Raw genomic sequence first — 22,999 nt, 5'->3', positions numbered from 1 at the left:
ATCAGGTGGTCACTTTGCTACGGAACGCGTGGTCAATTTACTCCGGAATTAGGTGGTCAAATTGACCGGTTTTTCCATTAAATACTCTTCAGTTGATTTATGTAATAATTTTAAATTTTTATCATCTACAATTTTTAATTCTATTAGTTTGCCAATTAAAATGGAATAATCTCTCTTTCTTTTACTAAATATCCATTTTCCTTCTTCTGAAATTAGTCCTGATTTTATTGCAGACTCTTTGAATCTTTCAAATTTATTTTCCTTAAATAGTGACTTGAAATTTTTCTCAAGTATCTCGGTATTATTTGCAAACTCTATTTCCATGTTTGCTTCTTCAGTGAATAAAAGTTTAAAATATAAAATACCTATTATTAGTGCAGCAACAATAATGCCGACAACTACTATTTTGTAAATGCCTTTTGCTACATAAAATTGACTATCAAGAAAGAAAAAGGCAATTAAAAATAAGCCAACCATAATAGAAATAATGATACCCGTTCTTGGTTGCTTTCTCTTTTTTTGAGGAATGTGAGCGTGATCGGAAGGCTTTGACTGGTCTTTTTTTTCTATCTTCTTTTTCCATTTCATACAGTTTTTAATTTTAAATCCACATTAAAAACTTCATCCATAGCTTCCTTTTTCTCAGGTTCACTTATTTGATAATATTGATTCAACGTTTTCATATCATTGTGTCCAGTTATCGATGCTATCAATTTATCACTTTTGCCTTGTCTTTTCATCATAGTAATAAAAGTTCTTCTGGCAGTATGAGTACTAATTCTATCGTAAAAAAACATTTCTTGCTTAATATTTTCTTTTCCTTTTGTGGTCACCTTTTGGACTTTACTATTGTATTTCATTACCTCAAATACGTCCTTTATATATTTGTTTTGCTTTTGATTGGCTATCAATGGAAGCTTATAGTCATACTTAAGTAAAATATATCTCGAAATACTGGTTAATGGTATCTCTCTCGTTTCTTTAGTTTCATCTTTATCTTCTTTAAGTAGAATAGACTCATTTGTGACGTTACTTCTTCTTATCAATGATAACTCACCGAAACGCATGCCAGTTACACAAGCAAAAACAAAAACATCACGAACTTTTTCGAGTTTTAAACTTTCAAATTCAAATTGCATTAAATTATTCAGATCATCAATGGTTAATGCTATCTGATTTGTTATTACTCTTTCAACTTTTTTGAATTCAACAAAGTTGTCATTGTATGTAAATTTGTTTTTTTTTGCCCAAAACATAAAGGTTTTAAAAAGCCCTAGATTCCTGGCGTATGTATTGTTAATGTGCTTCAGATCATCCATGCAATAAGACGTAAGTTCGCGATGAAAAGCATGGTCTATTTTACTAAAGGTTAATTTAAACTTTCTGGCAGTTTGAAAATTTTCAAGTATATTTCTGATATTTTTATATCGTTTTATTGTCGATTCTGACCATTCTTTCCCACTCACTTTTTCTGCGGTAAATTGATCATAAGCGTTAAAAAATAAATTTTTGCCAGCTGGAGCTTTTTTAAACTGTTCATCAAATATTTTTTTTAAATTCTTCGATGTAAATGGTTCATTTATTCGTTTATATAGACTTTCTGTTTCTAAAAATAAATCAGAATAACGATTCAATTGAAGCTTTATACTCTGAGCAAATTTTGATTTCTTTTTGCCATTTATAAAAGGAAGTCTATTTTCAAAATCCCAATTTTCAGGAAGTATTTTTTCGCCCGTCGAAAAGACAAATTTTTTGTTTTCTGTCTTAAAGTAACAGGAAAATAAAATCAAAGTTTCTTTATCAATTTTAGGTTCTTTTAAATTGAAAGTGTATTTCATCAGTTGACAATTTAGTTGACAAAAAAGTTATATTTAGTTATATAAATACAACCAAAACAAATATAATAATTTCTTTAAAATTAACGTAATTTATTGATAATCAATTATTAAAAATCTAATCGGATATAGTTAGGTCAATAGCCGGCGACTCCACAAAAAAAGCCTGTAAACTTTTTGTTTACAGGCTTTTTTTATTTTTGATAATGTAAATGTAAGGTTTTTTATGTACAGCAACTTGATAGAAGACAAACTATAAACAAAAAAACTTACTCCTTAACTATCTTTATCGATTTGTTGTTGTTATTAGTATCTGTTATCATAACAATATAAGTACCTAGCTGAAGTCCGGCGGTTTCAATAAACGATTGGTTGCTACTTGCTACTTTTTGACCTAGAAGTGTAAAAATTTCAATTTGTTTTAGGTTTTCTACTGCAACATTCAAGACCTCTTTTACAGGGTTTGGATAAATAGTTATTGGATTTTTAGCATCAAAATCTTCGGTAGAAAGTGTTGAACCAATTTTTCGTATTTTATTATTACTATAGTCTGCCACATAAACATTGCCCGAAGCATCAACAGCAACTCCAGAGGGATAATTAAAACTTGCTGCCAGGCCAACAGCATCAATATTGCCAGCAACTCCTGAACCTGCCAAGGTGCTTACTACTCCTGCAGGGGTAATTTTTCGTACCTTATTATTATTTTGGTCCCCGACATACACATTGCCCGAAGCATCTACAGCAACTCCTATAGGGTAGCTAAAACTTGCTGCCGTACCAGTAGCATCGGTATTGCCATCAGTGCCTGACCCTGCCAAGGTACTTACTACTCCTGCCGGAGTAATTTTTCGGATTCTATGATTAAATTGGTCGGCTACATACAGATTGCCCGAAGCATCCAGGGCAACTCCAGTGGGATGATAAAAACTTGCTGCCGTACCAGTAGCATCGATACTACCTTGAGAACCTGATCCTGCAAAAGTACTTACAACTCCCGCTGAAGTAATTTTTCGTATTTTATGATTACCTTGGTCTGCTACATACACGTTGCCCGAAGCATCCACGGCAATTCCAGCGGGTCTATTGAAACTAGCTGCTGTGCCAGTAGCATTGGTATTGCCAGTGTTTCCCGATCCTGCAAAGGTGCTTACTGCTCCCGCAGGTGTAATTTTTCGTATTGTATGATTACTTTGGTCTGCCACATAGACATTGTCCGAAGCATCCAGGGCAACTCCAGTGGGATAGTAAAAACTTGCTGCTGTACCAGCAGCATCGATACTGCCTTGTGAGCCTGATCCTGCAAAGGTACTTACTATTCCGGTTGGACTAATCTTTCTTATTTTATGATTACCTGTGTCTACCACATAGACATTGTCCGAAGCATCCACGGCAACTCCATAAGGAATATTAAAACTTGCTGCTGTACCAGTAGCATCTGTACTGCCGGTGTTTCCCGATCCTGCAAAGGAGCTTACTGTTTGTGCGTTGTTGATTTGGCTTGTTAAAATAGCTAATGCTAGTTTAAATAATTGTTTTTTCATTGGTGCAAACTTAATTTATTATATTTTGTATTTACTATTTTACTTTCATTGTTCTTGTCAATTTGCTTCTAAAAGTTAGAAGTCTAAAGGCTAGCTTTTCATGAGAACACTTCGGAAAGCGCGGTATCTTCATATTCGTCATTCACATGAAGGATGAAATATCAGAACTTTATGGATATAAAATGACTGTTTGAAAAAGCTCAATTCCGTGCTTGTTACATTTTTATTTCTCAAGGAATAACTATTTTGCGTTTAATTTTCCTTTCAATTTCGGGTAATACTTTGTCATTTAAAAGGTTATTCATACTTAGGTCAATATTTGGATAATTAGGAGGGCTAAGTATATTTTTCTTTTTAATATTGCTAATATTTCCAACATTAAAATTTGAAACTACCTCATTTGTTTCTAAATTTATAAAAACATTATTTAAAAAAATATTTGTTCTTTTATCTCCGTTAAAAACACCTACTTTTTCAAATTCTATTCCAAACTGACCATAAACAACAAGCAAATAGTCTATATTGTATTTCATTTTTAAGTTTTTCAAATCGGCAATGTAATTAGGGGAATTCTCCTCACTAATTGTGTCTTTGACTTGCGTAATTTCAAGTTTTAAAGAATCTAAATTTTTTAAATAGGCATTAACTATTCTTTCAGTTGGATTTCCTTTTCCGGTATCTAAAAACCTGTAAGCGCCATAAAACAAATCCTTCTTGTCTAAAAAACGTTTGATTTTTCAATTGTATTAGGGACCGCTTGTCTGGTGATTCTGTAAGGACCATTTATATTAAAAATCACACCTAGTTTTTTCTTTACAGGATTTTGAGAATTGCCAAAATTAAAAAGTACAGCTGTACATACAATTAGAAATATTCTTCTTTGTTTCATTTTTATTTAATGTTAATTGAAGATTTTGAATAAGTATTTTTTGTGAACTTTATATCTTCCGTTAGTTTAAAAAGCCGTAATCATACACATGATTAACAAAGTTTCTAAATATAAATACAAAGCAAATGTAATTATTTACTGAATAAAATATGAAAAAAACTTACTTTTGTTTTTTCTTTATCTTTTCCGTTTTGTAAAGCTTTAAATGAAGAAGTGCATTCTTTGGCAAGTATATAATAACTTATTTTAACAATATCCTTTCAGCAATTATCTTATTTGAAGAAACATCAATTCCGGTAACTTCGACATATTTTACATTCGGTAACCAAAAAGAACCTCCTTCAATCCGCACAAATATTTTTTCTACCTGTATTTTTTTCTGGTTTACATTTACAAAAACATGGTATTGTTGATCTGAATCTAACTTTTTCAAGGTTAAGGGTAACTTTTTATAGGATACAAACTGAAGTTCAAAGTCTTCACTATTTAAGGCTTTACTTTCTATTCCGTATGCAAATTTGCGTTGGATATAACTAAAATCTTTTTTTTCTCCTTTCTCAGCATATCGAATCCAATACGCTTTTATGGGATTTTTTTTGTCTATTTTTCCATTTTCCTGATAGTTTAGGGCATAGATAGCTGTGTTTGTATTAGGGTCACGCTGAATGTAAAAAAGCATATTATCTATGTTTTTAGGCGTTGGAAAATGTAATGGCGATGGATTTTTGGATTGTGCCGATAAATTTTCGGAAGTTATAGTTACTAAGATCGTTATAACGGTTAGTGATTTTGTAAAATATTTAAATGATAATTTGTTCATAATGAAATGTTTATGTGTTACTTTAGGGCGTAATTATTTTAACGCATAGAAGCATAGGTTTAGAGCGTTTAAAAAAGACGTTTCACTTGTTTAAACAAATTTAGTCGGCTATGTGTTAGAAACTAATTTCTTTTTGTTTTCTGCTTTTAGATATAAAAATCTATGTTTGTATGTGTTATAGAAAAAACACGACGAGTAAGAAGCGACCAGACGAAGTAATTATACTTAACAGGTTATTATATACTAATTTGATTCGATTATGTTGTGTTTTTCATTTACTTTAAAAACCCAATTTTTAATCAGTGGATAATTAAAACCATAAGAAACAAATAGATCCGTGATCAATCTTCCGATTCTATAATCAACTTGAAATACTTTTTGAAAAATAAGCGTGCCAACTGATTTTAAGGTAATGCTTCCCAATACAACCAATGTAAATTTAAAAAGCTGATTATTGATGGGACTGCTATAACCGGATTGATTTTTAAATACCCAAAATCTATTGATGCTGAAATTAATAATGGCACCAACGGTTCCGGAGATTAGAATGGAAAAGGTAAAATGTAATTTTAATACTTCTGTGAATACAATCATTAAACCATAATCGGTTATACCACCTAAAAATGCCGCAATTTGTGCTTGCAGAAAAGTGTAAATGGCTTTTTTCCTGAACATATCAGTCTTGCTTTTGATCTCTTAAATCGCCCAACTTTAAAAGTTTTATGCTGTCTATGGTATTGATTATAAAAAGGATAATAGTAATTAAGCCGGCCAAATAGGTAATAGATCCCTGATATAAAACTTCTGTAATCAAAATGAATGCAATAATAAATCGAAGTTCTGTTGGACCTACGAAGCCGGAATCGATACTGTATTCATTCGTGATTTTGTAGCGCAACTGGCTGATGATGATTGACCAGCCATACAATGCGACAAAAGCAAAGGCTATTATTTGTGTGCCATTTTCAGCATAAATATAATAGCCAAATCCTATAAGTACAATACCAATCCAGTCAGCAATAATGTCGAGTGCAAAACCATACCAACGGCGTGGAATATTTCTGTAATAAGCAAGTCTTCCATCTAAAGAATCGCCTAACCAATTTATAATCAAACCGATATTGCCCAAAAGCAAATACCAGTTTGTTACATAAGTACCTAAAATAAAAGCTAGAAATATTAATCCCGAACCAAGTGTACCCATTACAGTAAGTAAGTTTGGCGAAATGAATTTAGGTACTTTTGGAAGTAAAAATACAATCGTTGCCTGTTCTGCACTTTTTAGGATATTAGTTCGCTTGCGGTCTGAAAATGTCCTTTGCACAATTGCTGTATTGCCTTCAATCTGTGTTTCTTTCACCATTAATTGCTCAATATTTGCAAGCCAGATACTATAGCCAGCTCCAGTTTTACAATTTTTAATTTTATTTTTCTTTGGGTATTTTTAAAAAAATCAGAGGTACGTTTTAGCTTACCTGATCTAACCAGATAACTAAATGCGATAATAAACAGCATAATTATTTAACAATACCCGCAAAACGTTGATAAAAAACCGTTGGGCTGTTCTCGTCTTTAGGAGCGTATTTTCCAGCTATGATTGGAATGTAAATAACTCTTCGTCTGCTTTCTTCGCCACGAACAGATGATTCTGCTACTCTGTGCCACAAACGGCCATCGTGAATGGTTAAATCTCCGGCTTCCGGATTGATTGAAATTTCCTCCGGATCGGCTTTATGATCTAAAAAGTATTTTTTACGAAAAAGCATCTGATAAATACTTTGCTTGTGGGTACCCGGAATGATTTTAAGGCCGCCGTTTCCGGGTTTCAGAGTGCTTAAGTGGATCCCCACATTTAACATCGGGTTTAATTTTGCACCATAAAAAATATCTCTCAAACCGTCTGTATGCCAGCCCATTTTTGCAAACTTACTTTCCGGTCCATTGATATAATGATTGAAAACCATTCCGTCTTTTTCTTCAGTACCTAATCTTGCGCCATCACCTGCCAATGGTAGTAAACCATTAAATCTTGGGTCAAGTAAGAGACCGCTTAAGGTTTGGTGGTGCTGATTGATAAAAGCAAAACGCTGTACGATAAGAGATCCGTCCAAATCTTTTCCGTATTTAATGGGAACACCATTTACTTTTTGAAGGTCATTATCAATCCATTTTTGCTGCACTTCTTTTGAGGCATCAATGATTGATGAAACAGTTTCCGGATTTATGAATTTTTTGAAGTGGATAAAACCATGTTGGTTAAAAAAGTTGATTTGCTCGTCAGTCAATTGATTACCCAGGGTGAATGTTTTATATGAAGATACCATGATAAATATATTTAATAATTGAAATAATAAGTTTGAAATTTTATATAAAAGTTTAGCAGCAGCAACAACAGCAGCACATTCGCATCATTGCGTGCATTCGGCTTTTATAAAAATTAAACGTATTTCTTTTATTATACATGTTCTATCGAATTAGTGGACATTGCAAATGTAATATAATTTTTCATTTGAAATGATTTTTTTTTCATTTTTTTGAAAAAAAATTAAATCTTATAAATTCCCGCTGCCGTTTTTTCGATGAAAGCCTTGGGTAGTATACGATTCGCGTAAACTGAAATGATATTTGTAAAACCCGGAATAACCTCTGATTTTTTGCTGAACATTGCTTTTACAGCCATTTTTGCTACTTCATCAGGCTGCATGTTAAACTTTTCAGCCATTTTGTTAAGAGCGTCTAAACCAGCTCTTGATGCAAAACCTGTAGCAACCGGACCCGGACTAAAACAGGTTACTGAAATTGAAGTTTGGGAAAGTTCAAAACGCAGGGCACGGGTAAATGATAAAACAAAAGCCTTTGTAGCCGAATAAACAGCCAGTGTAGGGACAGCCTGATAAGCTGCAGTACTCGATATATTTAAAATGTAGGCTTCTTTTTCCTGTGAAAGTATGGGTACTAATAAATGTGAAAGTTCTACCACCACATTCATGTTAAGCTGCATCATGCCAAGCTGATCGGTTAGGGCAGACTTGCTAAAATCGCCCCACACACCGTAACCGGCATTGTTTACTAAAATGCCAACCGGATAGTTATTGGTTTTTATCCAGTCGGTTACTTTTAGTGATGCATCATTTATCGAAAGATCAATCGATAAAAATGGAGTATTGATGCCGTATTTAGCCTGAAGGTTGTCAGATAGTGTTTTTAATTCCTCTTCGCTTCTTGCAACAAGCAATAGCGGATAACCCTTTTTTGCCAATTCGTAAGCAATAGATTTTCCAATACCTTTGCTGGCACCGGTAATTAAGGCATACGGTTTTGTTTTTTCGCTCATTTTATTAATTTGAGCTTCAAATATAAAGATTAATTAATTCTTATATAGTAACGCATCAAATAAAGGTAAAATGCTTATTCTCTAAAACTTTTTTCTATAACATATCAACTTAGAAACAATCATCAAAAATAAAATGTTTTGAGGTGTTCTACAATTGAATACCTCAAAGCATTTAATGGTACAACGCTTTTACAGCCCTTTCATTTTTCAGGATTATTGCAGTAGTCCCTCACCAGAATGTAAACTGAAAAAGCCAATAGGAGTATACAGATTGTGGTCAATCCTGTTTTTCGAAACTTCAGCTTTTCGCAATCAAATTCGTCATACAATAGGTTTATAACTATGAATGGGATGATTCTATATATAAAGTGCAATAGGTTGATTTTTAGTTTACAGTTTCTTTTCATAATTTTTTATTAGGGATTTCCTAAAAATTCAAACTCTACATCAATTCTTTCAAAAAAAATACTTTTTAATTTTTCCAGCATGGATTGCCGAAATACGGGATATATCTGTTTTAATATCAGTAAATTGAGTTTTTTGATCAACATAAACAGTTCAGAATCATAAAATCCTTCTGAGTATTTTTTTTCGATTTTCTTAATTATTGATCTTGGCAAATAGTATTTTATATTATTTTGAATTGATCTTTGATTTCTTACTGCTTTTTTTTTAGTCTTTCAGGATAAAATACTAATTGAATTAAATTATATTCCAATTGACTGAAGTTAATTTTCTTATTACCCATTTCAAATTCAGAAAATGGATACCATCGCAGATTAGTTCGCAGCACGATTACCTCGTCTGTTTTGCCTGGCACAATATCCCATCCCATTGTAATTCCCGGTTCAAATTGACCGGAAAATGCAACTCTCTTTTTAATACCATCTTTAGTCTCTTCGTATTTTAATTTGTCGTAGGCTAAATTTACACCTATGTAAGGAGCGAAACCAGTGTAATCAGTCAGGTATTTATTTATCTCAAGTGCAAACGATGTCTTTTTAATGGTTTGTTTGTCTCCAAATCCTTCAGTTTCAAATTTGGGATTTCTAAAAGATAAAGCAGTGAAAAAATTAGCCTTATTGAATTGATAACCAACTGATATATCAAAGTAATTACTAGAGGTAAGCTTCTGTTTTAAATAAGGGAATTGACTTTTATTATAATCTGATTTTTGGAGTGAGAAGCTAAGAGAAGGTCCTGCCCCGATAAAAAAGTCTCCGAATTTTGCAGCTCCGTAAGACAACGGAGACACAGTAGGGAAGCTGTTCCACTTTTCGATTTCTTCTTTTGTATTTTCTTTTGATGTCTCATAAGTATAAAGTAATCCAACCTGAAAAGTCAACGGTGGTGTTTTAATTTCAGCCATTTGTGTTTTACTGACAGGATATTCCCATTTTGTATCCGGAAAGTAGTTTACAGAGAACCGAAATCCAAAATTGTCATAATTGTACATCAGTCCCAGATCATAGTTTAACATAAAGTCCTTTGAAAGTACGGGTTGGTTCTTATTGGGTTTTATTTTTTGCTTAAAGTCTAACGCTCCCCAGTTAAAACCAATATATGGTCTCAGTTTTTTCTCTTTCATAGCCCACGGATAAATTCTTGCCCCGGTTGATACGGAATGCGAAATCTGGTAGTCTGTCTGATCATTTTTATTTAATGTTAGCTGACTAAGAGGAAATGTCACATATAATTCTGTATGTCCCCAAAAGTGAAATGCACCCCAGGTAAGATAAGAATTGATAGCAGCTGAATGTTTGAAGGGAGTGATCTGATTATTATCATTTAATTTTTTTCCATCAAAAGATGCGGTATAAATACCACCGCCTTCAAAATACATCTTGGCAAATTCTAAACGTTCTTTTTTGGGTTTCGTGATGAGGGAATCGTATTGTGCAAACAGATTTGTACTAATCATAATTACCAATGCGAGTGTAAATAAACTTTGCTTTTTCATTTTTTTTTAGTTATAATTTTGAAGCAAAACTATTTGGAGAGTAATCACTTTACAATCGGGCAAATGGATTATTTTAGGTAAAAAATCAAATATCATACAAAAGTATGAGGGAAAATAAAGTCAAAGTGTAGAAGAAAAAAATAGATTATTATGATGGAAATCATGACAACCCTATAAAGGACAGATTCTTAAAAGTAATCCAGATATCCATTCAGTAATAAATGATCGTAAAGATTGAAATCACCCGTTAATTCGTAAATTTTGAGTTTAATAAAGTAATGTTGCGGAATCTAATATTTTATCATTCCATAACAATATGATAAATGAATTTAGGGTTTAAATCTATAAAATTGCAGCTTATTTTGAAGAAGATTATCTAGTCAGATAAAAACCAATTTACAAAAGATTAACCTATGATTTTGAAAAATACATCTTCATATAGAAATGATAATTCTATTTGTTTTTTAATTCTTTTTTTGATTTTCCTTACTGGCAATGTTTCAGCACAAAAACAGTCAAAAACAGATGGCGTTCAGATTGCTTTTTTATCCGATGTACACTTGCAGGATTTGTTTGGGAAATTTTCAGATAGCGATTACCAGGGTATTTTGAACCCGAAAACAGGGAAATATACTTTATTGAGAACAATGGCTTCGCAATTGCATTCTACCCGAATTTTTAATGAAAATTATTTTGCCTTTATTGCCGCTCTTGGTGATATCGCAAAGCGAAAGATTAAATATGTAGCGCTTCCGGGCGATTATACTGATGATGGACAGCCTATTCACGTTCGCGGATTAGAAGAAATCCTGAATCGTTATCAAAAAAAATATGGTATTGAATTTTTCATCACAACCGGAAATCATGATCCCGTTGGGCCTTTTGCTCAGGAATCCGGTAAAGAAGACTTTTTAGGAAAAGACGGAAAAAGCCAGCCTGTTTTCAGTAAAGGCGGCATGTATCTGCCGAATTTAGCTACCGAAAATCCCGTTGTAATAACGACTGATATTGCAAAAATGGGATATTTAGGAATCACAAATGGTTTACAGCATTTTGGTTTTTATCCGGATAAAAAATACAAATTCTGGGCAACGCCTTTTTCAACTTATACCAGTCAGAATTACAGCTATGACAAGGCTTTGCAAGAAGCTGTATTATCTAAAAGGGTTTATGATGTTGCACCGGGTTATGAAGTTCCTGATGTAAGTTATGTGGTTGAACCAATTGAAGGGCTTTGGCTGATGGCTATTGACGGCAATGTTTATATTCCGAAGAAAAATGCACCTGCAGATCCGAAAGATCCTAAAAATTATCCGGAAGCCAGTACGGGTTACAACAATGTGCTTTCAAACAAAAAACATTTAATAAAATGGGTCGAAGCTATTTCGGCGCAAGCAAAAGAACAAGGCAAAATTTTGATTGCTTTTAGTCATTTCCCGATGATTGATTTTAATGATGATGCTTCTGCAGAAATAAAAGAATTATTGGGGCCAAATAAATGGCAATTGAACCGTGTTCCGGTTGAAGAAGTAGCGCAGGTTTTTGCAGATGCCGGGCTGAAAATTCATTTTGGCGGACATATGCACATCAACGATACCGGAATTCGCACGACGGCAAAAGGAAACACCCTGGTCAATATCCAGACGCCTTCATTGGCTGCTTATATTCCGGCGTATAAATTACTGACGATCCAAAAAGACAATTTAGTAGATATCCAAACAATTATAATTGATAAAGTAAAAGGTTATGATGAGCTTTTCGATTTGTACAAAATGGAATATCAGTTCTTAGAAAGTCAGAAGTCAAAAGATATTTGGAACAAAGCCATTTTAGAAACCAAAAATTACCATGATTTTACCGATTTTCATCTGAAAGAACTGGTTCGCCTTCGCTTTTTAAAAGATGACTGGCCTGAAGGTTTTAAAGATTTTATTATGAATGTTTCTGCGAAAGAGTTATTGGTTTTTGCCAATATCGAATCAGATCAGGATTTTAATTTTATTCTTAAAAATAAATCCCAGTTTCAAAAAGAATGGTCAGAAGCCGAAGTTAAATCAGAAAAAATCATGAATGAAAATAAGTTGAAAAAGAAAAATTTCAACTGGACAGGCTATGATCTTTTAATCGATTTTAATCGTTTCAGAAGCGCCGATGAACTGGCTTTTGCCGATGTTGGGATAGAAAGAGCAAAACAATATAAAGTAATCTCAAAGCTGTTTTTAGAAAATACTTATAAAGAAACTCCTTTGCAAAAACAGATGAGACTATTCTTTATCATCTTCAATAAATTCATGCACGAAGTTCCTGCGGATCATTTTATGGTTGATTTGAAAACGGGTGAAATTAACCGCAAAGATCGCTAAGGTTTACAAGGAAGAGAGTTTTTCAAACAGATTCTCTCATTTTTGTCATCCTTTGTGTGAAAATTTTGTTTCAGGTTTCAAGTCCGGCGAGAACCGGAAACCTGAAACAAAAAAACTTATTTCCCTCCATTAACAGGATTAGCTCTCAAATAAGTCCCGTCATCATATTTTATCTGGTATGGAGAATCAAAAAAAGTACTTGGTAAATAATAATCCGTTGTGATGATTTGTGCTCCGGATTTTTTAGCAGCTTCAAAATGCGAATAATCATTAGCACGGGCTTCTTTGGTGTCAGAATCGGCTCTGGTTCTGATGAAGTATCCTTTTTTGACTAAATCCGTAATCGTTGGATCTTCAGAATTATTGCGGAATAAAGTCGCGGCTTCCGGTTTTCCGGGCTCGGCATTAATAAAAACGGCACGGCCTTTTAATGAGGGATGATTTAAAGCATATAAATCTCTTTTGGCTCCGTTATTATCTAAAATAAACAAAAATTTACCTTTTGATTTTTTAAGGGTTGGCCAGTTGTTGTTCAAAACCGCTTCTTCGAGCGTTTTGTATTTTCCACGTACCATGTCTGGTGTGATTAACTTATTTCCTAAAACTTTACGAAGTTCTTTGTCTAAAGCGTCGAACAATTCGGGGGTAAATTTCTCTGCTTTTGTGCCTAAATAACTATCATCATCTTTTGGCTCCAGCGTAATAAAAACCGGAACGTGATCCGGATTGGCATCAGACCATTTTTTTAATTCAGCAAGACAATTTTGAAACGTGTAACAAGAGGTTCTAAAATCGATATCAATCATATGGAAAACTTTAAACCCAGGTTTCTTCATTTCGCCATTTGGGTCATAAGCTTTATCAGATTTTGCAATATCCAGACCTTTTGGATGCGTATATTTTCCGCCTTTGGAATCAGCCTGAACATCAATTTCAAGATTTCTCAAGCCTTTATTTAACTGGTCTGTAATGCTGATATGAGTGTATTGTAAACCTTTTAGTGAACGTGAAGTATCCTTTGCCTGAATGGCATTGTATAAGTCAGTTTCGATAGCCTGTCTGTAACTGTTGTGTGAGCCAATAACCTGAAGTTGATTGATTTTTAAATCATCGCTTTGTGCAGTTGAAGTGTAAGTTACAGCTGCGGTAATTAAAAATGTAAACAGAATTCGTTTCATAATTTTTTTTAATAGGAATTAATAAATAAAGTGGTAGTGAGACCAATGTCAATAAATTGATCAGTTTTAGCCGTCACTTCGAGTGATTTTATACATTAATGCGATAGCTTTAATATATAAAATTGTATCGAGAAGCTTTAAGTACACAAAGGTTCTCGATACTTCGTAATCATTTTCTATCGCAAATTATTACTCAACTCGAACTGACGAATCCTTAACATAAGATATTGACGAGACAGGTGAACTTTGTCATTTTTGAGATGTACTAAATTAAATCCAATATATGATTTTTGTGTTAGATTAAGAAAAAGAAATCACAAACAGGCTGTGATTTTTCTTTTGAAAAAGTAGTATTAATAAAGCAAGACGAGGGATTCCTTAATTTAAAGATAACCTTCAGGAAAAAAGCATTGGTATTACATTTTATTATTTTACATCATAAAATACCACTTCGATAATCTATGAATAATCCTGAAATTTTTGAAAAAACGTATACCCAATACTGGAAAAAATTAACTGCTTTTTCCTATACGATGACTCAGGATAACGACTTGTCACAGAACATTGTTCAGGATGTTTTTGTTGACTTATGGGAAAGAAAAAGTGAGGTTGAAATAACCGCCATCGAGCCTTATTTATTCCGGGCCGTAAAAAATCAGGTTTTTAAACATTACCAGAATAACAGATTTGACAAAACGATTCTGGAAGACAAATTCGAAGATTATGTCATTGATCATTTTGCGACGATTGATCCGGATGTGATGGATTTGCTGTATTCATTATTAGATAAGCTTCCCGAAAAAAGAAAAGAAGTTTTACTGATGTACAAAATGCAGAATATGACGATTGATCAAATTGCGGATGAACTCGGAATATCGAAACAAACGGTTAAAAATCAAATATCGTCAGGGTTGAAACAATTGCGTGCAGGCTTGAAAGACCTGGCATGGCTTGCGCCATACATCATTTTACATCAAAAATTTTAAAATAACTTTCTGTTCATGTTTTCATAATATTTCCCGATAGTACGATTTTAGATTTCCGGTACTTATAGGTAACAATAAGTATTATGGTAAAAAGAATAAAACATAGTTTAGAATATCTTATCGATAAAAGCCTGCGTAATAAAGCATCTGAAACAGAAGAAAATCTGCTTACTGATTTTGCTTTATACGAATATCAGGAATCAAAATGGGATAACATTTCAATGGGGAATCCTCAGGAGGTTTCCCAAAATATATACGAAGGAATTCAATTTCGAATAGGGGAAAAGAAAACCTTCAAACCGTACTTAAAATATATAGCTGCTGCCAGTATTTTTTTTCTTGTTGGTTTGGGATTTTTATTCAGACCAGGTGTTGCCCATGAAAAGCAACTCACATTCAAAACATCAGATGTCCCCAAGTCTATCAAATTAAGTGATGGCTCGAAAATTTATCTGGCAGCAAACTCATTATTTCGATATCCTGAAAAATTTGAAGGAGACCAAAGAAACGTTTCCCTGTTAAAAGGAAATGCATTTTTTGAAGTGGCTAAGGACAAAAATCATCCTTTTATTATTACCTCAGGAGAAATTAAAACAAGGGTTTTAGGAACTTCATTTCACATTCAGTTATCAAAATCAAAATGTGAGGTGATTGTGGTAACGGGAAAAGTAAATGTTACTTCAAAAGGGCAAAGCATAGACTTGGTTCCTTATGAAAAAGCATTGTTTTCAGGCGAAAAATTAACCAGGCTTCAGGTCGATAAATCATTGCTGATTAACTGGTATGCTTCAGATGTTACTTTAAACGAAGCTACACTTCAGCAGGTTGTTACCATTTTACAATACAAATACGGCGTAACATTTCAATTCGAAAACAAATCGGTTTTAACAGCTCCGATAACGGTATTCATCGAAAAGAATGCCTCGCTTGAAAGCGTTTTGCAACAAATAAATTATATCACAAACCTAAACTTTAATGTGTATGACAAGACAGTAAAAGTGAACTAAAATCTAAAAAAAAAAAGCAGTTGCTGAGAACAACTGCGATTAATAATTAAGTATCGAAAACCAATAACTTAAATCATGTATTTTAAACGAATCAATTTAAATTTTCTAAAGAGAACTTTCTTTTTAGCTCTGGCACTAATGACTGTTCACGGCGGTTACAGTACCACTGTTCTTAAAAAATCAAATGTAGAAAATAAAATAGAAAAAGCAACATTAGTTTCTATTTTTTCAAAACTTAGTCAGCAAACCGGCTATAAATTTAGCTACGGACAAGCCATTATTGCTGATAATTCAGTTTATGCAGTAAATTATGGCAATGAATCTGTAGCAGTGATTTTAAGCGATCTTTCTAAAGAAGCTAATTTTAATTATAATATCAACGGAAAGCTGGTTTTAATTAAGAAAACAATTGCAAAAGCTACATCCGGACAGGAAAAAATTAAAGTAAAAGGAAAAATTGTTGACGAAAATGGTGTGCCAATGCCTGGTGTAACCATTTTGGAAGCAACTACTAAGAATTCTTCGATAAGTAATTTTGACGGAGAATTCGAGATTAGCGTTCAGGAAGGCAGTAACCTTGAGGTTTCATATTTGGGTTATAAAATGAAAACTGCTGCAGTTCAAAAAAGTTTCATGATGATTCAATTAGAACCAAATACATCAGAATTGAGCGAAGTATTGGTAGTAGGTTATGGAAAACAGTCTAAAAAAGATGTGACTGGAGCAGTAACACAATTGGAAGCAGCGAATTTTAAACAAGGGGTAAACGTATCGGTAGACAATTTAATTCAGGGAAAAGTTGCGGGCGTACGTGTGGTGAATTCAAGCGGAGAGCCTGGAGCAGGAGTAAATGTCACGATTAGAGGAGTTGGGTCTATCAGAAGCGGTAGTACACCTTTATTCGTTGTAGATGGTCTGCCTTTGTCAAATGATGATGTAAGTCCGGCAGGGACGAATGTTGGTTTTGGGGCATCTGCTGCAAAAAATCCACTGAACTTTTTGAATACAAGTGATATCGAGTCGATTACCGTTTTAAAAGATGCTTCGGCAGCTGCTATCTATGGAGCCAGAGGTTCTAACGGGGTTATCCTTGTTACCACTAAAAAAGGAGCAAAAGGCGAGGGAACTATGACTTTTGATTCGTATGTAGGAATTGCAACTGTAGCCAATAAATTAGATGTTTTAAGTGCAGATGAATATAGAAAAGCGATAAAAGATCCTGCTTTTGATTATGGAGGAAACACAGACTGGCAGGATGTAATTTACAGAACGGCAATTACGACCAACAACGCACTTTCTTTTGCAAGACAAACAGCTTCAGGAAATTATTATGCTTCTGTAGCGCATATGGATCAGGAAGGAATTATCAACAACAGTAATTTCAAACGTCTTACGGGTAGAATTAACGCTGCGGAATCCTTTTTAGACAACAAACGTTTAAAATTAAAACTGAACCTTACTGCTAGCGAGACCAAAGACAACGGAGTTCCAACAAGTGATGACGGTGGTTCAAACGGACAATTGATTGTGCATACTTTAATGGCAAATCCAACAAGGCCTGTTTTTGATGCCAATGGAAATTATACGAATTTTAATAAAAACGCGCATTACAATCCGGCTTATCTTTTAAGCATTTACGAGGATGAAACACGTACATTGAGAGTGTTAGGGAACTTAGAAACTTCTTTTAGAATTATCGACGGATTAGAATATAAATTAAACATAGGTATTGACCGTTCTACAGCTGAAAGAAATACTACGATTTATCCAAACAACACCGATTTAAACTCAACAGGAAGATACGCTCAGAGCAATCTGGATTCTAAAAACTCACTTATAGAGCATTACCTGACTTACAACCTCAATTTAGACAAGCATAAAATTGAAGCTTTGGGTGGTTTCTCTTACCAGAAATTTGAAAGAGCAGGGACCAATTTTACTATCGAAAATATTAATGCTAAGGGAGTTGGGGTAAAACCATCACTGAATCCGGGAACTAAAGGAGAAAAACCGGTAGTAACAGGTTATGCTCAGGAAAACGAGCTGCAGTCTTATTTTGGAAGACTTAATTATACGTTTAATGATAAATACCTTTTAACGGCTTCGATGAGAGCAGACGGTTCGACTCGTTTTGGAGAAAACAACAAATACGGTTACTTCCCGTCATTTGCTTTGGGATGGAATATCTCTAAAGAAAGTTTCCTTGAAAACGCTACTGCTATCAGCAACCTAAAACTGAGAACAAGCTGGGGACAAACCGGAAATCAGGAAGTAGAGAACAAACTGACAAAAGCAAGTTATTCGTTAGCAGGACCGGATGGATATTACCTGTATGATGATTTGAATCTCGTAAACGGAATTTCTGTAGTAAGAACAGCCAATCCTGATTTAAAATGGGAGGTAGTGACGCAATTTAACGTAGGAACAGATTTTAGTTTATGGAACGATAAATTGTACGGAACGGTTGATTATTTTACTAAAACAACAACAGATGCGATCTTAAATGTTCCTGCACCGGTATTGAGCCCGACCACAACAATCTGGACGAATATTAAAGATGGTAAAATCATCAACAAAGGTATTGAGATTATGTTGGGTTCAAAAATAATCGATTCTAAAGATTTTACATGGAATGTGGATGTAAACGGTGCTTCATTACGAAATAAAATAGAAGATTTACCGGTTTCAGAAATCTTAACCGGAACTGTTTCCGGACCTGGACAATCCGGCGTAAATGCGAATATTTATAAAAACGGTTACTCTGCCGGATCATTTTATATGAGAAAACATATCGGTTTTGATGCTGACGGGAATGATATTTTTGAAGACCAGAACGGAGATGGGAAAATTGACAACAGCGACCGTGTTATTTTTGAAGGAGCTTTGCCAACTTTCTATTACGGACTTAACAGTGATATGAAATACAAAAACTTCAGTTTTTCATTCTCTATCATTGGCCAGACAGGAGGGTATTTGTTTAATAATACAGGGCTGAATGCTTTAAATATTAACAACCTTGCTTCAGACAGAAACGTAGCGACACAGTATTATGAGTCCGGAGCAAATTCTGCCAACTCTCCGGTTTTATCATCGCTTTTCCTTGAAAAATCAGATTTTATCAGATTAAACACAGCTCGTTTAGGGTATGATTTTAATCTGAAAAACCTAACCTGGATAAACGGACTGACACTTTATGTAACAGGTCAGAACCTGCTTACGATTACCAATTATTCAGGATATGATCCTTTAATAAATACTCCTAAATCAAATGGAGGAAATCAATCTATCGGTATTGATTACGCCAGTTATCCAACTTCCAGAACCTTCAGTTTTGGTGCAACTTTAAAATTATAATCATCATGAAGACAAAAACGATATTCAGTTTAAAAATTATAACACTTTTCTCTTTTATTTTTCTCTTTACCAGCTGTACCGATTTGGATGAGGTGGTATTGGATGAAGTATTAGGAGGCGAGGCATCAGATCCAGCAGGAGCACTAGCTGCGGCTTATGACAGATTAGGTGACAGAACATTTACAGATCATGGAGGTGTTTTTTCACTACAGGAATACACGACAGACGAAGCGATTTTGCCAACCCGCGGAAGTGACTGGGGAGACGGTGGAAAATGGAGAGATATGCATGAATTCACCTGGACTTCCAACAATGCCATTGTTGTGGATAACTGGAATTTACTGACCAACGGAATTACACGTTCTCTTACTGCAATTAAAGCTATTGAAGAAAGTACGATTCCTGAAAAAACGATATTTTTAGCCGAAGCCAAAGCACTTTTAGCATTTTACACCTATCACACCTTAGATTTGTACGGACAGGCACCATACAAAGATCCGATGATTCTGAAAGCACCTTTGCAGGTTTTTAAAGCGGATACGCAGATTGATAAATTAATTACCGAAGTAGAAGCTTTAATACCGGATTTAGCTGATTTTGGTACAGAACGTACACACCACGGAAGATTTACAAAACAGGCTGCCTACGCTTTTTTAAGTACGATGTATTTAAACCGTGCGGTTTTTAAAGACCGTTACAATGCCACTTCAAACTTCAATTTTAATGAAGCAGCTGTTTCAGGTTCAGGAACCGATATGGATCGTGTTATTTATTATACTTCATTGTTGATTGATTCTGGAAAATTTTCTTTAGAAAGTGATTATTTTAAAAACTTTGCAAGAGATAATAACAATGGTAAAGAGCTGATTTTTGCCATTTCTCAAAAAATAGATGGTATTCGCAACGGCTCAAACAGTTTTGCATATGTATGTGTAGAGCGTAACCAGAGAGCATCTGCCCTGAATAGAGGGACCAATGCCGCTTGTACCACTCCGGAATTTTATGCTACCTGGGATGGGAATCATGATGATCCGAGATTTCACCAGCATTACCAATATGCAGATGGAACATGGTTTATGAATGACGGTACAGATGTAAGTGTACCTGCAACAGATTTTGTGCCTAACAGCACTCCTCCAACTCCATGGTTCCACTTCAACAGAGGAATCCAGGCAGGTCCTCAGTATGGTCCAAAATTATTGACTTCGGCTTCTCTTGAAATGACAGGAAACCGTATCAAAGTTTCGCCTTTGTATATGGAAAAAAGTGCCGCTACAAGAATGGATTTTACACCATCATTAACTTTTACAAAACCGCTTGAATCTGTTTTTGCCCAAAACGAAATCAATCAGGGAGCCCGAATTTTTAAATATGAATTTGATCCTGAAGGAGGAAACGGTAACAGTAATGTTGATATTCCGTTATTCCGTTTAGGAGGAATTTATGCCATGAGAGCCGAGGCTTATTTCAGAAAAGGAAGCACAGGTTTAGCGATGATCGATTTAAATAAATTGCGAACCAGCAGACACAGGGAATCCTTATTCGCTAATGCTCCCGGAAAAGTACTTACCACTTTAGACGCAGCGCAATTGTATAAAGAATTAGGTTTCGAATTGTACTGGGAACTGCAAAGAAGACCACAAAGTATGCGTTTCGGAAAGTTTGACTTGGCCGGAACTGCAAAACCGGTTACAGAACCGTACAGAAGATTTTTCCCGATTCCGCAAACGGTTATAGATGCAAAAGATTTAGACCAAAACGAAGGATATAAATAAGTCAGTGTGTTAGTTTGTTTTTTTTACAAAATGCCTGTTTCGAAAGAGACAGGCTTTTGTTTTTTAATGAGGAGCTTGTTCCAGCTGTCCGCTATATTCCCGCTAACAAAAACTACGGCAAAAAAGCCTTGTTTTTCTAAAGCGGGAGATACCGCTTCCATCTGGGCTAGGGCAGCGGTTTTCATAAGAAGAAGAGTGTAGTATTTAACATCAAACAAATAAAAAAGCCTTTTGATAATTTGTAAGAAATAATAAATATATTTGAAAACTTACTAAGGCTGATATTTGTCAGACATAACTATCTAATTTAAGGTGTATAAGTCGGATATTGTCAGACATATATATAAGTTGTAGGATATTTTGAAGAACAGAAAGTTAAAAAGAAACAAAATGGAATCATCGGAATTATTAGAGTTTTTTGAAAATCAAAATTTAAACATTTCAAATGAAATTTGGAATGTAGAGATTTCATATTCTAAAACAAACTCTGAAAACAAAAAATCCGAAATTATAAAAGTAATTGAATTACAAAATAAATATAAATCAAATTCATTATTTGTCAACATTCAAAAACGGGATTCTGAAATTTATAAAAGTCTTGAAATAAGTGGTTTAGATGGAGGATTCTATCTTCATAAATCAACAGAGAATCATAAGAGTCAATCGATAAAACTAAATGAAAATAATTTAATTATGAGTTTAGGTTTTACAATTTTGTCGTTAAATCTAAACGAGATCGAAATTGATTGGATTTTAAGACCTGATACTACAGAATTATTTGAATTTTATGATTTAGAAAATGATATATTATTGAGAGGTGAACATCGAATTTTTCGCATCGATAAAAATGGAAACATAAAATGGGAATATGGTGGACGAGATATTTGGGTTAATTTAGAAGGTAAAAGCGAGGTGAATATTGAAGAAGATAAAATTAAGCTTTTCGATTTTGAATCTAACGAATATGTATTAAATTTTGATGGAGAATTATTAGAAGATAAACCAAGAATAATTAAAACGAAGAAGCCAACTTTTTTCACAAATCCTAGAAGATGGTTTAACCAAAAAGTTTGGGAGCATATGACAAAAAATGAAACTTAATAAAAAAACATCCTACAACACATGCTACAAGCAATTTGGGAATTTGGCTAATGGAAAAATTGGTTTGTATTTGGAAGTTTTGGCAAATCCGAAGATAGGGCTTAATTTAGTCCCAAACCCGCTGTGGTACCAGAACGTTACCAGCAATTATTCAAAACTATCATGAAAGCAACAAGAATTAGAATTTTGTTTAAAACTGGAGAATCAGAGTATAGAAGATTTTATTGGTTCGAGCTTAAAGAGAAAGATTTGTATTGGGGTCCGGGTTCAAAAACTGCTGTAGAAAATACTTCTGTCACATTTTCGACACCTAATGAAGGCCAAATATCAATCCCAGAAACTTTAGAGTTTGCGAAAAAAACTGAAGCAAAATATTCATATCATGAAAGCGGAAAAGTTCACCTTAAAAAGCTAGCGCCGAATGAATCTCCTATCTACGAAGATCATTCTACATGGAAACTAAAAGATGAGATCACAGAATTAACTCGGTTTTTTGCAATTATAACAAAACCAGTATTGAACTATGAATTATATAATAAAAAATTAGATTCAGGAGGGTCAAAACCTTTTATAATTGATACCGCAAATGATGTTGCAACAACTCGTCTTTATATAGAGCTTTTCATAAGTCCAATAGGAACATTTTCACTTCCCCCAAGTATATTAGAAGGACATTTAATAGTTGCCCAACAAATAAGATTGAATGAGAACTTAAGTCTTATCATTGCACTCAATCATTTCAAAGGAATTGACGAATGGCATGAAGATAAAGAAATCATATTTGTTCCTGAGAACATTTAGATTTTCAATAACTGCTGGTAACAGCAGTTTGTAGCGATTGCTAGTTTTTATT

At 34.0% G+C, this 22,999-nt stretch carries 21 protein-coding genes; 8 read left to right on the top strand and 13 right to left on the bottom strand.

Features of this window, described 5'->3' with window-relative positions:
• Positions 1 to 48: 48 nt before the first annotated feature.
• The 11 genes from GXM16_RS18270 to GXM16_RS18220 form a co-directional block, all read right to left on the bottom strand.
• Positions 49 to 588 carry a hypothetical protein gene (locus GXM16_RS18270; protein WP_163395937.1) on the bottom strand — a complete coding sequence of 180 codons (540 nt, stop codon included), beginning with the start codon at positions 586 to 588 and terminating at the stop codon, positions 49 to 51.
• Positions 585 to 1,838: a tyrosine-type recombinase/integrase gene (locus tag GXM16_RS18265; protein WP_163395936.1), complete on the bottom strand. Its 1,254-nt coding sequence runs from the start codon at positions 1,836 to 1,838 to the stop codon at positions 585 to 587. The genes GXM16_RS18270 and GXM16_RS18265 overlap by 4 nt, the downstream gene beginning before the upstream one ends.
• A 266-nt stretch (positions 1,839 to 2,104) precedes the next feature.
• Positions 2,105 to 3,379: an NHL domain-containing protein gene (locus tag GXM16_RS18260; protein ID WP_163395935.1), complete on the bottom strand. Its 1,275-nt coding sequence runs from the start codon at positions 3,377 to 3,379 to the stop codon at positions 2,105 to 2,107.
• 230 nt (positions 3,380 to 3,609) lie between these two features.
• Positions 3,610 to 3,912 (bottom strand): hypothetical protein, encoded by a 303-nt coding sequence (locus tag GXM16_RS18255; RefSeq protein ID WP_163395934.1) that lies wholly within the window; start codon positions 3,910 to 3,912, stop codon positions 3,610 to 3,612.
• A 185-nt stretch (positions 3,913 to 4,097) separates the two neighbouring features.
• A complete protein-coding gene (locus GXM16_RS18250) occupies positions 4,098 to 4,268 on the bottom strand; it encodes a hypothetical protein (protein ID WP_163395933.1) in 171 nt (56 codons plus the stop codon).
• A 241-nt stretch (positions 4,269 to 4,509) separates the two neighbouring features.
• The gene (locus GXM16_RS18245) at positions 4,510 to 5,088 is read right to left on the bottom strand and encodes a DUF4833 domain-containing protein (protein WP_163395932.1); all 579 of its coding nucleotides are present in this window, start codon (positions 5,086 to 5,088) and stop codon (positions 4,510 to 4,512) included.
• A gap of 243 nt (positions 5,089 to 5,331) precedes the next feature.
• The gene (locus tag GXM16_RS18240; protein ID WP_163395931.1) at positions 5,332 to 5,763 is read right to left on the bottom strand and encodes a GtrA family protein; all 432 of its coding nucleotides are present in this window, start codon (positions 5,761 to 5,763) and stop codon (positions 5,332 to 5,334) included.
• Position 5,764: 1 nt separating this feature from the next.
• Entirely contained in the window at positions 5,765 to 6,451 is a 687-nt protein-coding gene (locus tag GXM16_RS18235) for a CDP-alcohol phosphatidyltransferase family protein (RefSeq protein ID WP_163395930.1), read from the bottom strand.
• A 154-nt stretch (positions 6,452 to 6,605) separates the two neighbouring features.
• A complete protein-coding gene (locus GXM16_RS18230) occupies positions 6,606 to 7,412 on the bottom strand; it encodes a phytanoyl-CoA dioxygenase family protein (protein WP_163395929.1) in 807 nt (268 codons plus the stop codon).
• 221 nt (positions 7,413 to 7,633) lie between these two features.
• Positions 7,634 to 8,422, bottom strand: a complete 789-nt coding sequence (locus tag GXM16_RS18225; protein ID WP_163395928.1) for an SDR family NAD(P)-dependent oxidoreductase — start codon at positions 8,420 to 8,422, stop codon at positions 7,634 to 7,636.
• 658 nt (positions 8,423 to 9,080) lie between these two features.
• The gene (locus tag GXM16_RS18220; protein ID WP_163395927.1) at positions 9,081 to 10,382 is read right to left on the bottom strand and encodes a hypothetical protein; all 1,302 of its coding nucleotides are present in this window, start codon (positions 10,380 to 10,382) and stop codon (positions 9,081 to 9,083) included.
• Between the two features lie 413 nt (positions 10,383 to 10,795).
• Here GXM16_RS18220 and GXM16_RS18215 point away from each other — a divergent pair, with 413 nt between their 5' ends.
• Positions 10,796 to 12,745, top strand: coding sequence for a metallophosphoesterase family protein (locus GXM16_RS18215; protein ID WP_163395926.1), 1,950 nt, complete (start codon positions 10,796 to 10,798; stop codon positions 12,743 to 12,745).
• A gap of 116 nt (positions 12,746 to 12,861) precedes the next feature.
• Here GXM16_RS18215 and GXM16_RS18210 read toward each other — a convergent pair whose 3' ends face one another.
• A complete protein-coding gene (locus GXM16_RS18210) occupies positions 12,862 to 13,923 on the bottom strand; it encodes a phosphatidylinositol-specific phospholipase C1-like protein (RefSeq protein WP_163395925.1) in 1,062 nt (353 codons plus the stop codon).
• Between the two features lie 461 nt (positions 13,924 to 14,384).
• On the opposite strand from GXM16_RS18210, the gene GXM16_RS18205 reads away from it, so the two are divergent.
• From GXM16_RS18205 to GXM16_RS18190, 4 genes are all read left to right on the top strand, one after another.
• Positions 14,385 to 14,909, top strand: a complete 525-nt coding sequence (locus GXM16_RS18205; RefSeq protein WP_163395924.1) for an RNA polymerase sigma-70 factor — start codon at positions 14,385 to 14,387, stop codon at positions 14,907 to 14,909.
• An 83-nt stretch (positions 14,910 to 14,992) separates the two neighbouring features.
• Positions 14,993 to 15,916: a FecR family protein gene (locus GXM16_RS18200; RefSeq protein WP_163395923.1), complete on the top strand. Its 924-nt coding sequence runs from the start codon at positions 14,993 to 14,995 to the stop codon at positions 15,914 to 15,916.
• A gap of 75 nt (positions 15,917 to 15,991) precedes the next feature.
• A complete protein-coding gene (locus tag GXM16_RS18195) occupies positions 15,992 to 19,270 on the top strand; it encodes a SusC/RagA family TonB-linked outer membrane protein (protein ID WP_163395922.1) in 3,279 nt (1,092 codons plus the stop codon).
• 5 nt (positions 19,271 to 19,275) lie between these two features.
• On the top strand, positions 19,276 to 21,045 hold the full coding sequence (locus tag GXM16_RS18190; protein ID WP_163395921.1) for a RagB/SusD family nutrient uptake outer membrane protein: 1,770 nt from the start codon (positions 19,276 to 19,278) through the stop codon (positions 21,043 to 21,045).
• A gap of 23 nt (positions 21,046 to 21,068) precedes the next feature.
• Here GXM16_RS18190 and GXM16_RS18185 read toward each other — a convergent pair whose 3' ends face one another.
• Positions 21,069 to 21,230: a hypothetical protein gene (locus GXM16_RS18185; RefSeq protein ID WP_163395920.1), complete on the bottom strand. Its 162-nt coding sequence runs from the start codon at positions 21,228 to 21,230 to the stop codon at positions 21,069 to 21,071.
• 205 nt (positions 21,231 to 21,435) lie between these two features.
• Between GXM16_RS18185 and GXM16_RS18180 the strand changes: the two genes are divergently transcribed.
• The 3 genes from GXM16_RS18180 to GXM16_RS18170 are packed head-to-tail and all read left to right on the top strand — an operon-like array spanning position 21,436 to position 22,947.
• Entirely contained in the window at positions 21,436 to 22,146 is a 711-nt protein-coding gene (locus tag GXM16_RS18180; RefSeq protein ID WP_163395919.1) for a hypothetical protein, read from the top strand.
• Positions 22,136 to 22,312: a hypothetical protein gene (locus GXM16_RS18175; RefSeq protein ID WP_163395918.1), complete on the top strand. Its 177-nt coding sequence runs from the start codon at positions 22,136 to 22,138 to the stop codon at positions 22,310 to 22,312. The genes GXM16_RS18180 and GXM16_RS18175 overlap by 11 nt, the downstream gene beginning before the upstream one ends.
• Complete coding sequence (locus GXM16_RS18170; RefSeq protein WP_163395917.1) at positions 22,309 to 22,947, top strand: hypothetical protein; 639 nt, start codon at positions 22,309 to 22,311, stop codon at positions 22,945 to 22,947. Before GXM16_RS18175 ends, GXM16_RS18170 begins: the two co-directional genes overlap by 4 nt.
• Positions 22,948 to 22,999: the final 52 nt, after the last annotated feature.

Source organism: Flavobacterium limi (assembly GCF_010645075.1).
Classification (GTDB): Bacteria; Bacteroidota; Bacteroidia; order Flavobacteriales; family Flavobacteriaceae; genus Flavobacterium; species Flavobacterium limi.
Note: the sequence above shows the minus strand (reverse complement) of the source record. Positions and strands in the feature narration are given on the sequence as shown.

What these genes read in the sequence shown, in the direction of transcription:
- GXM16_RS18270 (WP_163395937.1), bottom strand. Translation starts at nt 588, where the DNA reads ATGAAATGGAAAAAGAAGATAGAAAAAAAAGACCAGTCAAAGCCTTCC.
- GXM16_RS18265 (WP_163395936.1), bottom strand. Translation starts at nt 1,838, where the DNA reads ATGAAATACACTTTCAATTTAAAAGAACCTAAAATTGATAAAGAAACT.
- GXM16_RS18260 (WP_163395935.1), bottom strand. Translation starts at nt 3,379, where the DNA reads ATGAAAAAACAATTATTTAAACTAGCATTAGCTATTTTAACAAGCCAA.
- GXM16_RS18255 (WP_163395934.1), bottom strand. Translation starts at nt 3,912, where the DNA reads ATGAAATACAATATAGACTATTTGCTTGTTGTTTATGGTCAGTTTGGA.
- GXM16_RS18250 (WP_163395933.1), bottom strand. Translation starts at nt 4,268, where the DNA reads ATGAAACAAAGAAGAATATTTCTAATTGTATGTACAGCTGTACTTTTT.
- GXM16_RS18245 (WP_163395932.1), bottom strand. Translation starts at nt 5,088, where the DNA reads ATGAACAAATTATCATTTAAATATTTTACAAAATCACTAACCGTTATA.
- GXM16_RS18240 (WP_163395931.1), bottom strand. Translation starts at nt 5,763, where the DNA reads ATGTTCAGGAAAAAAGCCATTTACACTTTTCTGCAAGCACAAATTGCG.
- GXM16_RS18235 (WP_163395930.1), bottom strand. Translation starts at nt 6,451, where the DNA reads ATGGTGAAAGAAACACAGATTGAAGGCAATACAGCAATTGTGCAAAGG.
- GXM16_RS18230 (WP_163395929.1), bottom strand. Translation starts at nt 7,412, where the DNA reads ATGGTATCTTCATATAAAACATTCACCCTGGGTAATCAATTGACTGAC.
- GXM16_RS18225 (WP_163395928.1), bottom strand. Translation starts at nt 8,422, where the DNA reads ATGAGCGAAAAAACAAAACCGTATGCCTTAATTACCGGTGCCAGCAAA.
- GXM16_RS18220 (WP_163395927.1), bottom strand. Translation starts at nt 10,382, where the DNA reads ATGAAAAAGCAAAGTTTATTTACACTCGCATTGGTAATTATGATTAGT.
- GXM16_RS18215 (WP_163395926.1), top strand. Translation starts at nt 10,796, where the DNA reads ATGATTTTGAAAAATACATCTTCATATAGAAATGATAATTCTATTTGT.
- GXM16_RS18210 (WP_163395925.1), bottom strand. Translation starts at nt 13,923, where the DNA reads ATGAAACGAATTCTGTTTACATTTTTAATTACCGCAGCTGTAACTTAC.
- GXM16_RS18205 (WP_163395924.1), top strand. Translation starts at nt 14,385, where the DNA reads ATGAATAATCCTGAAATTTTTGAAAAAACGTATACCCAATACTGGAAA.
- GXM16_RS18200 (WP_163395923.1), top strand. Translation starts at nt 14,993, where the DNA reads ATGGTAAAAAGAATAAAACATAGTTTAGAATATCTTATCGATAAAAGC.
- GXM16_RS18195 (WP_163395922.1), top strand. Translation starts at nt 15,992, where the DNA reads ATGTATTTTAAACGAATCAATTTAAATTTTCTAAAGAGAACTTTCTTT.
- GXM16_RS18190 (WP_163395921.1), top strand. Translation starts at nt 19,276, where the DNA reads ATGAAGACAAAAACGATATTCAGTTTAAAAATTATAACACTTTTCTCT.
- GXM16_RS18185 (WP_163395920.1), bottom strand. Translation starts at nt 21,230, where the DNA reads ATGAAAACCGCTGCCCTAGCCCAGATGGAAGCGGTATCTCCCGCTTTA.
- GXM16_RS18180 (WP_163395919.1), top strand. Translation starts at nt 21,436, where the DNA reads ATGGAATCATCGGAATTATTAGAGTTTTTTGAAAATCAAAATTTAAAC.
- GXM16_RS18175 (WP_163395918.1), top strand. Translation starts at nt 22,136, where the DNA reads ATGAAACTTAATAAAAAAACATCCTACAACACATGCTACAAGCAATTT.
- GXM16_RS18170 (WP_163395917.1), top strand. Translation starts at nt 22,309, where the DNA reads ATGAAAGCAACAAGAATTAGAATTTTGTTTAAAACTGGAGAATCAGAG.